Below are 9447 nucleotides of genomic sequence, written 5' to 3'. Positions count from 1 at the left end.
GTGCACCGCACCCTGATGAACGCCAAGATCCACCGCGCCACCGTCACCCAGGCCGACCTGCACTACGTCGGCTCGCTGACCATCGACGCCGACCTGATGGCCGCCGCCGACATCGTCGAAGGGGAGCGGGTCCAGGTCGTCGACATCACCAACGGCGCCCGGCTGGAGACCTACGCCATCACCGGGTCGCCGGGGTCCGGGGTGATCGGCGTCAACGGCGCCGCCGCCCACCTGGTGCACCCCGGCGACCTCGTCATCATCATCACCTACGCGCAGGTCGACGAGGTCGAGCGCGCCGGGCACCGGCCGCGGGTGGTGCACGTGGACGGCGACAACCGGCAGGTCCACTTCGGACACGACCCGGCCGAGCCGGTGCCGGGCGCGCCCGCGCAGCTGTCCGGCCGTGGGCGTTGACACAGTTGCTTTTGACAGCCTTACCTAAATAAGGTGTGCCTAAGTTGATGGTCTGCGAGAGGTGCTCATGTCCGTGTTCCAAGGCGCTGGGCTCAGCCGGCGTGGCTTCCTGATCGGGGCGGGTGGCGTCGCGGCCGCTGCGGCCCTCACCGCGTGCGGCAGCGGCGGCAAGCCGGCGGCCGGGGGCGCGTCCGGCCCGTGGGAGTTCACCGACGACCGCGGCCAGAAGGCTTCGCGCGACCAGCGTCCGGCCCGCGTGGTCGCCTACGCCAGCTCGGCCGCGGCGCTGTGGGACTACGGCGTCCGCCCGGTCGGCGTGTTCGGCCCGCAGAAGACGGCAGCCGGCGGCAAGGAGATCCAGGCCGGCAACATCGACCTGAACGCCGTCACCTCGATCGGCAACGCCTGGGACGACTTCAGCGTGGAGAAGTTCGCCGCGCTCAAGCCGGACCTGGTCGTCACCGGCCTGACCGGCACCAAGCCGACGGACCTGTGGGTGCTCACCGGCGACCTCGGCCCGAAGGTGCAGCAGGTCGCGCCGGTCGTCGCGCTGTCGGAGTACAAGGTCACGCTGCCGAAGGTGATCGAGCGGTACTCGCAGCTGGCCGTCGCGCTGGGCGGCGACGCGAATTCGGCCGCGATGAAGCAGGCCAAGGCGGACTTCGACAAGGCGTCCGAGGACCTGCGGGCGGCGGCGAAGGAGAAGGCCGGGCTGAAGGTCCTGGTGCTGTACGGCGACAAGGACGGGCTGTACATCGCGAAGCCGGACTTCTTCGCCGACCTCGCGTACTACCGCGAGCTGGGCCTGGACATCGTCTCCGGCGGCGGCAGCGAGGACTACTGGGAGCAGCTGTCCTGGGAGCAGGCGGGCAAGTACCCGGCGGACCTGATCCTGACCGACTCGCGCTCGTACGCGATGCCGCGCGCGCAGATGACGCAGTTCCCGACGTGGAACCAGCTGCCCGCGGTCAAGGCGAACCAGCTCGGCGACTGGTCGGCCGAGCCGCGCTTCAACCACCTGCTCGCCACGCCGGTCATCCAGAAGCTGACGGCGCTGGTGAAGGGCGCCCGCACGGACATCACCGCCTGAGGAGGCCTGCCGTGACCAACCCGTTCGAAGACCCGGCCGGGACGTACCTGGTCCTGGTCAACGCCGAGAACCAGCACAGCCTGTGGCCGGAGTTCGCCGACGTCCCGGCCGGCTGGACGGTCGCGTTCGGCCCGTCGTCCCGCCAGGAGTGCCTGGACCACGTGGAAGCGAACTGGACGGACATGCGCCCCAAGTCCCTGGCCGACGCCATGGACGCCTGACCACCCTCCGCGCGGCACGCCGGAAGCCCCCACCCCCGGCGTGCCGCCCCTCCCACCCACGTTCCGACCCTCCAGGCACGCAACCCGACCCTCCAGGTCCGCAAGCCGACCCTCCAGGTCCGCGTGATGCCCCTCCAGACACGGGAGATGCCCGCTCAATCACGCGACTTCCGCCTCGAGTCACGCGAGTTCCGCTTCTGATCACGCGAGTTCCGCCTTCAATCACGCGAGTCCCGCGGCCAATCACGCGAGTTCCGTGCTCCCGAGCGTTCGAATGGCGTGCGGCCGGCTCGCGTACCCACAGGGTCGGCTTGCGTACCCAGACGGTCGGCTTGCGTCCCTGGAGGGTCGGTTCGCGTAATCGGTGGGGGCATCTCGCGTGATCAGGGAGGCATCTCGCGTGACTGGAGGGGCACCGAAGGAATTGCCGGGTCAGGTGCGCTGGCCGGACCATGCTGTCCAGAGCTTGGCGTACTGGCCGCCCGCGGCGACCAGCTCGTCGTGGGTTCCGGACTCGACCACCGCGCCCGCGTCCAGCACCACGATCCGGTCCGACGCCGCCGCCTGGGTTAGGCGGTGGGCCACCACCAGGGCCGTGCGTCCCTCCAACGCCGCCGCGGCCGCGGACTCCAGGACCTTCGATCCCGCGCTGCCCGCCTCGGCCGTGGCCTCGTCGAGGATCGCGATCGGCGGGTCGGCCAGCACCAGCCGGACCAGGGCCAGCTGCTGGGCCTGCGTCACCGTCAGCTGGTGACCGCCTTCGCCGACGACCGTCGCGAGGCCGTCCGGCAGGGAGGACACCCAGGTCAGCGCGCCCACCTTGGCCAGCGCGGCCCGCAGCTCGGCGTCCGTCGCCGACGGGCGGGCCAGCCGCAGGTCGTCGGCCAGTGACCCCGCGAAGACGTGGACCTCCTGGCTGATCAGCCCGACCGTGCGGCGCGTCCCGTCCGGGCCCAGCTCGTCCAGTGACACGCCGCCGAGCGCGATCGAACCCGCTTCCGGGCGGTGGACGCCGGCGATCAGCTTGGCCAACGTCGTCTTCCCGGCGCCGCTCGCCCCGACCAGCGCCACGCGTTCACCCGGTGCGACACCGAGGTCGACGTCCCGCAGCACCGGATGACCGTCCACATAGGAGTATCCGACCCCGGCCGTCTTCACCGACGCGTCCACCGGCCGGGCCGGCTGCGCGGGCGACGTCTCCGCGGGCAGGTCGGCGACGCCGATCAGCCGCGCGAGGCTGGCCGCGGCCGCCTGCGCGTCGTCGACCAGTGCCAGCGCGGTCGTGATCGGCCCGAACAGGCTGTGGAAGTACAGGGCCGCCGCCGTCGCGACGCCGACCGTCACCGCGTCCGCGCCGACCAGCACGAACCCCAGCGCCAGCACGGCCGACAGCCCGACGAACTCGGCCAGGTTGAGCCGCGCGTAGAACCGCGTCACCAGCCGGATCCCGCGCAGCGCCAGCGAAACGGCCGCGTCGGACCGGTCGCGCACCCGCGCCAGGTGGGTGTCCGCCAGCCGGAACGCCCGGACCGTCTTCGCGCCGCCGATGGTGTCCAGCAGCTGCTGCTGTTGCGCGCCCACCGCCTCGCGCTGGGCGGCGTACAACGGCTTCGCGCGCGGCACGTACCAGCGCACGGTCCACAGCTGGATCGGCACGGCCAGCAGCGCGGCCAGCAGGAACCGCCAGTCCAGCACGGCCAGCGCTCCGAGCGTCAGCACGACCGTCAGCACCGACCGCCCCAGCTCGGGCAGCGCCTGCCGGACGCCCTCGGCGACCACCGAGACGTCGTTCGTCACGCGCGCGGTCAGGTCGCCGGACCCGGCGCGCTCGAGCTGTTCGAGCGGCAGGCCGAGGGCGCGCTCGACGAAGCGTTCCCGCAGCTCGGCCAGGATCGTCTCGCCCAGCCGCGCGACCAGCGACACCCCGATCGCCGTCGCCACCGCCTGCGCCACCGCGACCAGCGCCAGCCCCACGACCGGCGTGACCAGCTCGGCGGCCGGACGGCGGGTGGCGACCAGGTCGACGACCCGGCCCAGCAGCGGCGCGGTCAGCAGGCCGATCGCCGTGGCCGCGACGAGCATCGTGAACGCGGCCGCCGCGCGGCCCTTCGCCCGGCCGAGGAGTTCGCCGAGGACGGCGCGGATCCGCCGTCCGCCGGCCACGGGGAGGAGTTCGCGGGTCATGACAGCACCGCCGCTCGGTAGTCGGGACGGCCGGCCAGCTCGGCGTGCGTGCCTTCGCCCGCGACGCGCCCGTCGTCGAGCAGGACGACGCGGTCGGTGGCGGCCAGCAGCGCCGGGCTGGTGGTGACGAGGATCGTGGTGCGGCCGCGCCGCAGCCCGGCCAGCCCGGCGGCGATCCGCGCCTCGGTGACCGTGTCGACGGCGGTCGTCGGGTCGTGCAGCACCAGCACCGGCGCGTCGGCGGCGAGCGCCCGGGCGAGCGCGACGCGCTGGCGTTGCCCGCCCGACAGCGACCGCCCGCGTTCGGTGACGGCGGTGGCGACGCCGCCGGGCAGCGCGCTCGCCACCTCGTCGACGGCGGCCGCGGTCATCGCCTCGGCGGCCAGCGGCCCGGAGGTCACGTTGTCCGCGACGGTCCCGGCGAACAGGTCGGCGTCGTGCGCGGCGACGAGCACCACCTCGCGCACCCGGCTCGGCTCCACAGTGGACAGATCCACCGCGTCGACCGCCACCGAGCCGGCCGCGGGATCGGCGGCGCGGCCCAGGCAGTCCAGCAGGTCCGTCGCGGCGGCCGGGTCCTTGGCCACCACGCCCAGCAGCTCGCCCGGGCGGGCTTCGAAACCGACGTCCCGCAGGGCGCCGCGGCTCAGGCCCGACAGCTTGACGTGCCCGGCCGCCGGCGCCGGGAGCGTGGCGTCCCCGCCGCCGACCGCGGGTGGCGCGTTCAGCACGTCGGCGATGCGCGCGGCCGACGCCCGGCCCTGCGCGAGTTCGCCGTTCACCCACGAGAAGATCGTGAACGGCGTGATCAGGTACTGCGCGAGCCCGACCGCGGCGACCAGGTCGCCGACGCTGATCCTGCCCGCCGCGGCGAGGGTGCCGCCGACGAGGGCGACCACGGCGATGAAGATCCCGGTCAGCGCCAGCAGCGCCCCGTTGTGCCAGGCCTGGGCGCGGGCGGCGCGCAGGGTCGCCCGCAGCGAGTCCCGGCTGGTTCGCCGGTACCGGTCGACGGCGGCGCGTTCGGCGCCGATGCCCTTGAGCACGCGCAGCCCGGCGACGAGGTCGGTGGCGACCCCGGAGGCGAACGCCGAGCGCTCCTGCTCGGCCTCGCTGCGGCGCTCCAGCGGCTTCCCGATCAGGTGCGCGAGGTACAGCATCGGCGGCGTCCCGAGCAGCACCAGCAGGCCGAGCGGCAGCGACATGGTGAGCAGTGCGACGGCGCTGACCAGCAGCCCGGCCAGGCCGGCGACCCCGAAGGGGAGGACGCCGTTCACGGTGCCGACGCGCTTGGCGTCCGACGTCCCGATGCTGACGAGCTCGCCGGCGAGGGTCCCGGCGTCGGCGACACCGCCGGGGTGCAGCACCCGGCGTCCGATGTCGAGGCGCAGGTCGTGGGCGGCGCGTTCGGCGGCGCGCTCGCCGAACCGGGCGCCGAGGCGGTAGCTGGTCGACAGCGCGGCGAAGAGCACGCCCAGCACCGCCAGCCAGACCAGGAGCGTGCGCACCGAGCCGCCCGCGACGGCCTGGTCGATGACCACGCCGATCACCACCGGGATCAGCGCTTCGCCGCCTTGGTGACCCGCGGTCAGGAGCGCCGCGAGCGCCACCGACCGTCGTTGCCCGGCGATCGACCGGCGGAGGACCTGCCGTCCCGTCGTGCTCACCCGCGCCTCCCTCTCCAGAGCTGGGATAGGTAAGGCTAGTCTAAGTAGAGGAGTTACGGGAGCACGGTCGGCTTCGTCTCATTCCGCGATTCCGTCGCCGGTTCGCCGAACCGGGCCAGCGCGAGCGCGGCCGCGACGGCGAGGGCGAACCCGGCGACGGCGACGGCCGCGAAACCCGGCCGGGTGCGGTCGCCGAGGGCCAGCACGCCGACCAGTGAGGGGAACACCGTCTCGCCGAGCACCATCATCGCCGTCGAGGTGGTGACGCTCCCGCGCTGCAACGCCGTCGCGTAGAACAGCATCGCCAGCCCGCCCGCGACGGCGACGGTGTAGGTCGCGGGGTCGGTGAGCAGGTCGAGCGGCGCGAGGCTGGGGATGATCCGGCCGGCGATGGCGACGACGCCGAAGCACAGCCCCGCGACGAGCCCGAGCGCCGGCGTCCGGATCCGGCGGTTCGCCTTGCCCGCGACGATCCCGGCCACGGCGAGGACGGCCACCGCGGCGATGAGACCGAGCCGGAAGCCGAGCCCGACCGGATCGGAGCCTTCGCTTTCGGCGGCGGCGCCGAGCAGGGCGAGCCCGGCGCACACGACGGCGATGGCCGCCCACTCCTTCTTGCCGAGCCGCACGCCGAGGAACCGCGCGGCGACCGCGGTCACGGCGAGGCTGGCGGCGAGCGCGGCCTGGACGACGAACAGGGGCAGGACGTGCAGCGCGACGATCTGCGCGACGAACCCGAGGACGTCGAGCGAGAGCCCGAGCACGAACTTCCACTGCCCGAGCACCCGGACGAGCAGTTTCGGGTCGACGCCTTCGGCGCCGGTGTCCGTCGCGCGCGCGGCGACCGACTGCATCACCGAAGCCACGCCGTACGCGCATGCCGCGCCCAAGGCGCAGAGCAGTCCCCACCACATGCGGATCACTCTATTTTGTCGGTCCGCCGGGGTACGGTGCGGCCATGTCGAACACGAGTTCGAAGACGCACCGCCAGTGGCCCGCCCCCCTGGCGGCCGGCGAGCTGCGCCTGCTGCTGGACTTCCTGCAGTTCCTGCGCGCGACGGCGGTGAACAAGCTGGCCGGGCTGACGCAGTCCCAGGCGGCGGCGACACCGTTGCCCGGGTCACCGCGGATGAGCGCACTGGGGGTGGTGAAGCACCTGACGGCGGTGGAGCGCTGGTGGCTGGCGATCGAGGCGGGCGGGGCGGACCTGCCGTCGCTGTGGGCGGGGAGCCCGGACCCGAGCTGGGACGTGGGCCCGGAGGACACACCGGCTTCGGTGGTGGCGGCGTACAAGGCCGAGTGGGCGCGGGTGGAGAAGGCCTTGCGGGGGTTGGGGCCGGACGACCGGACCCGGCGGCGGGCGGAGTTCACGGTGCGCTGGGTGGTGACCCACGTGGTGCAGGAGACGGCGCGGCACGTGGGGCACCTCGACGTGCTGCGCGAGCTGGCCGACGGGGAGGTGGGGGAGTGACGGAGTGATCCCGGAGGTGGTGGCGGCGGTGGGCAAGGGGAGGGGGAAGGAGAGAAGTCGGCCGAATCCCGCCTCGCCGGGCGGTGGCGGTACCCGGCTCGTGGGGGCCGCTGCGGCTGGGAAGGTGGCGCCCCGGCTCCTGCGGCTGGAAAGTGGCGCCTCGGGAAGCTGCTGCGGCTGGGAAGGTGGCGCCCCGGCTGCTGTAGCTGGGGAAGTGGCGCCCCGGCTGCTGTAGCTGGGGAAGTGGCGCCCCGGCCGCTGTAGCTGGGAAAGTGCCGCCCCGGCCGCAGCCGGCTCCGGCGCGGATAACCGGGTGACAGACCCCGCTACCCTGGATCCGTGGTCGTTGTCGCGGAGCACCGCCGATTTACCGGCCCCCTGGCCTTCTCGAGCCAGCGGGGTCTCGGCGCCGTGTCCGCCTGACTCTTCGCCGGGCCGCCGGGCCAGGGGGGAACCGCCCCCGAAACCCACCCGAGCCCGGAGGTTCCACCATGCCCGCAACACTCACCCCGGCCCAGCTTGCCCGCGACCTCGCCGTCCGCGATCTCACCGATCCCGGCGCCGGGCCGCACGCCGTCCAGCTCCTCGTCGACGAAGCCGTCCGAAGCCTCGCCGGGCGGTGGTCCTGCGACGTCCGGAGAAGCCCCGGCGACCGCATCGTCACCGTGGCCGACAACTACGACAACCTCGGCTACGACCCGGCCGACGTCACGCGCGACGCCCGCTACACCCGGTACGTCGACGACCGGCACGTCCTGCGCAGCCACTCCACCGCCCTGATCCCCGGCGCACTGCGGAACCTGGCCGCCGACCCCGCCGACGACGTGCTGCTCGTGTGTCCCGGCCTCGTCTACCGCCGCGACAGCATCGACCGGCTGCACAGCGGCACGCCGCACCAGCTCGACCTCTGGCGGATCGTCCGCGGGACCGTCACCCGGGCCGACCTCGAGGACATGGTCGCCGCCCTCGTACCGGACCGGCGGTGGCGGCTCGAACCCCGCCGTCATCCGTACACTGTGGACGGCGCGCAGCTCGACGTCGAGCAGGACGGGCGCTGGGTCGAGGTCGCCGAGTGCGGGCTCGCCCATGCGGGCGTCCTCGCCCGGGCGGGGCTCGGGACCGGCTGGTCCGGCCTGGCGCTCGGCCTGGGTCTCGACCGGATGGTCATGCTGCGCAAGGGCATCCCGGACATCCGGCTGCTGCGCTCGACCGAGCCGGCCGTCGCCGCGCAGCTGACGGACCTCACGCCCTACCGGCCGGTTTCCGCGCTGCCGCCGGTGCGCCGCGACCTTTCGATCGCGGTGCCGGCCGACGACCGCGCCGAAGACCTCGGCGACCGCGTCCGCGACGCCCTCGGCGACGAAGCCGACGTCGTGGAGTCGGTCGAGATCCGGCAGGAGACGCCGTACGCCCGGCTGCCGGCGCGGGCCCGCGCCCGGCTCGGCGCGACGCCGGACCAGAAGAACCTACTCGTCCGCCTGGTCCTCCGTCCCCTGGACCGGACGCTGTCGGATCGGGAAGCGAACCTCCTCCGGGACCGAGCCTATGCCGCGCTGCACCGGGGGAGCGTCCACGAGTGGGCCGGACTCACCGGAGGACGCGGTACCGCAGGTGCGTGACCGAGGGTGTCGCCCGCACGTCCAGCTGCTCGAGGTTCAGCGGTCCGACACCGTCGAACAGCCGGACGCCGTCGCCGAGCGTGTACGGCGCGATGTGCACCCGCAGCTCGTCGACCAGGCCCGCGGCGAGGTACTGGTTGACGGTGCTCGGGCCGCCGTGGACGGAGATCCCGCCGTCGCCCGCGGCTTCGCGGGCGCGGGCCAGCGCGGCTTCGATGCCGTCGGTGACGAAGTGGAACGTGGTGCCGCCGTCCATCGGCTGCGGCTCGCGCGGGTGGTGGGTGAGCACGAAGACCGGGCCATGGTACGGCGGGTTGTCGCCCCACCAGCCCGTCCACGGCCGGTCCCACTCACCGCGGACCGGCCCGAACATGTTGCGCCCCATGATGAACGCCTTGGCCGTCAGCATCCGGTCGAACTCGGCGGGGTGCTCGTCGCGGCCTCCCTCGTACCAGGCGTGCAGCTTGTCGCCCCAGCCGTCGCCGCCGTCGTCGCCGAACGGGCGCTGCTCGGTCTGGTGGTGCCCGGCTGCGTACCCGTCGAGGGTGATCGTGAGGTCGCAGGTCACCTTGCCGGTCATGTGTCCTCCATAAGATTGTTGGTGTTCAGGACGGGTTGTTCTGGATGCCCAGGGCGATGGGGTGTGGCTGATGGGTTCTTGCCCCGGTCGGGTGGCTTCTGAGGAGTGGCCGCCCTGTCGTTCTGGACGCCCTGGCCGCTGATTGAGATCTGCGCTTGGTCGCTGTTTATGGAGATGCCGGCGGGTCGTCCACGGGGTGCA

General features: G+C 73.4%; 9 protein-coding genes. 5 read left to right on the top strand and 4 right to left on the bottom strand.

The genetic code is table 11. The annotated features are described in order from the left end of the window. From panD to ACLJPY_RS33525, 3 genes are all read left to right on the top strand, one after another. Positions 1–414 carry an aspartate 1-decarboxylase gene (gene panD, locus ACLJPY_RS33535; RefSeq protein ID WP_410594719.1) on the top strand — a complete coding sequence of 138 codons (414 nt, stop codon included), beginning with the start codon at positions 1–3 and terminating at the stop codon, positions 412–414. Positions 415–481: 67 nt separating this feature from the next. Next, positions 482–1504, top strand: a complete 1023-nt coding sequence (locus tag ACLJPY_RS33530) for an ABC transporter substrate-binding protein (protein ID WP_410594717.1) — start codon at positions 482–484, stop codon at positions 1502–1504. 11 nt (positions 1505–1515) lie between these two features. Further along, the gene (locus ACLJPY_RS33525; protein WP_410594715.1) at positions 1516–1725 is read left to right on the top strand and encodes an MbtH family protein; all 210 of its coding nucleotides are present in this window, start codon (positions 1516–1518) and stop codon (positions 1723–1725) included. 432 nt (positions 1726–2157) lie between these two features. Here the strand turns inward: ACLJPY_RS33525 and ACLJPY_RS33520 are convergent, their stop codons facing one another. From ACLJPY_RS33520 to ACLJPY_RS33510, 3 genes are read right to left on the bottom strand one after another with little or no spacing between them, the layout of a single operon-like run. Then, positions 2158–3909, bottom strand: a complete 1752-nt coding sequence (locus tag ACLJPY_RS33520) for an ABC transporter ATP-binding protein (protein ID WP_410594713.1) — start codon at positions 3907–3909, stop codon at positions 2158–2160. Next, entirely contained in the window at positions 3906–5576 is a 1671-nt protein-coding gene (locus ACLJPY_RS33515; protein WP_410594711.1) for an ABC transporter ATP-binding protein, read from the bottom strand. Before ACLJPY_RS33515 ends, ACLJPY_RS33520 begins: the two co-directional genes overlap by 4 nt. 53 nt (positions 5577–5629) lie before the next feature. Continuing rightward, positions 5630–6490, bottom strand: a complete 861-nt coding sequence (locus ACLJPY_RS33510) for a hypothetical protein (RefSeq protein WP_410594709.1) — start codon at positions 6488–6490, stop codon at positions 5630–5632. Between the two features lie 44 nt (positions 6491–6534). Between ACLJPY_RS33510 and ACLJPY_RS33505 the strand changes: the two genes are divergently transcribed. Further along, on the top strand, positions 6535–7047 hold the full coding sequence (locus ACLJPY_RS33505) for a DinB family protein (protein WP_410594707.1): 513 nt from the start codon (positions 6535–6537) through the stop codon (positions 7045–7047). A gap of 491 nt (positions 7048–7538) precedes the next feature. Continuing rightward, entirely contained in the window at positions 7539–8666 is a 1128-nt protein-coding gene (locus ACLJPY_RS33500) for a hypothetical protein (RefSeq protein WP_410594705.1), read from the top strand. Here the strand turns inward: ACLJPY_RS33500 and ACLJPY_RS33495 are convergent. After that, positions 8635–9246 carry a dihydrofolate reductase family protein gene (locus ACLJPY_RS33495; protein WP_410594703.1) on the bottom strand — a complete coding sequence of 204 codons (612 nt, stop codon included), beginning with the start codon at positions 9244–9246 and terminating at the stop codon, positions 8635–8637. The two genes, ACLJPY_RS33500 and ACLJPY_RS33495, sit on opposite strands and share 32 nt — an antisense overlap. Between the last annotated feature and the right edge of the window lie 201 nt (positions 9247–9447).

Source organism: Amycolatopsis sp. lyj-23, from assembly GCF_046549135.1.
In the GTDB taxonomy this organism is placed as follows: Bacteria; Actinomycetota; Actinomycetes; order Mycobacteriales; family Pseudonocardiaceae; genus Amycolatopsis.
This window is presented reverse-complemented; position numbering and strand designations above follow the sequence as displayed.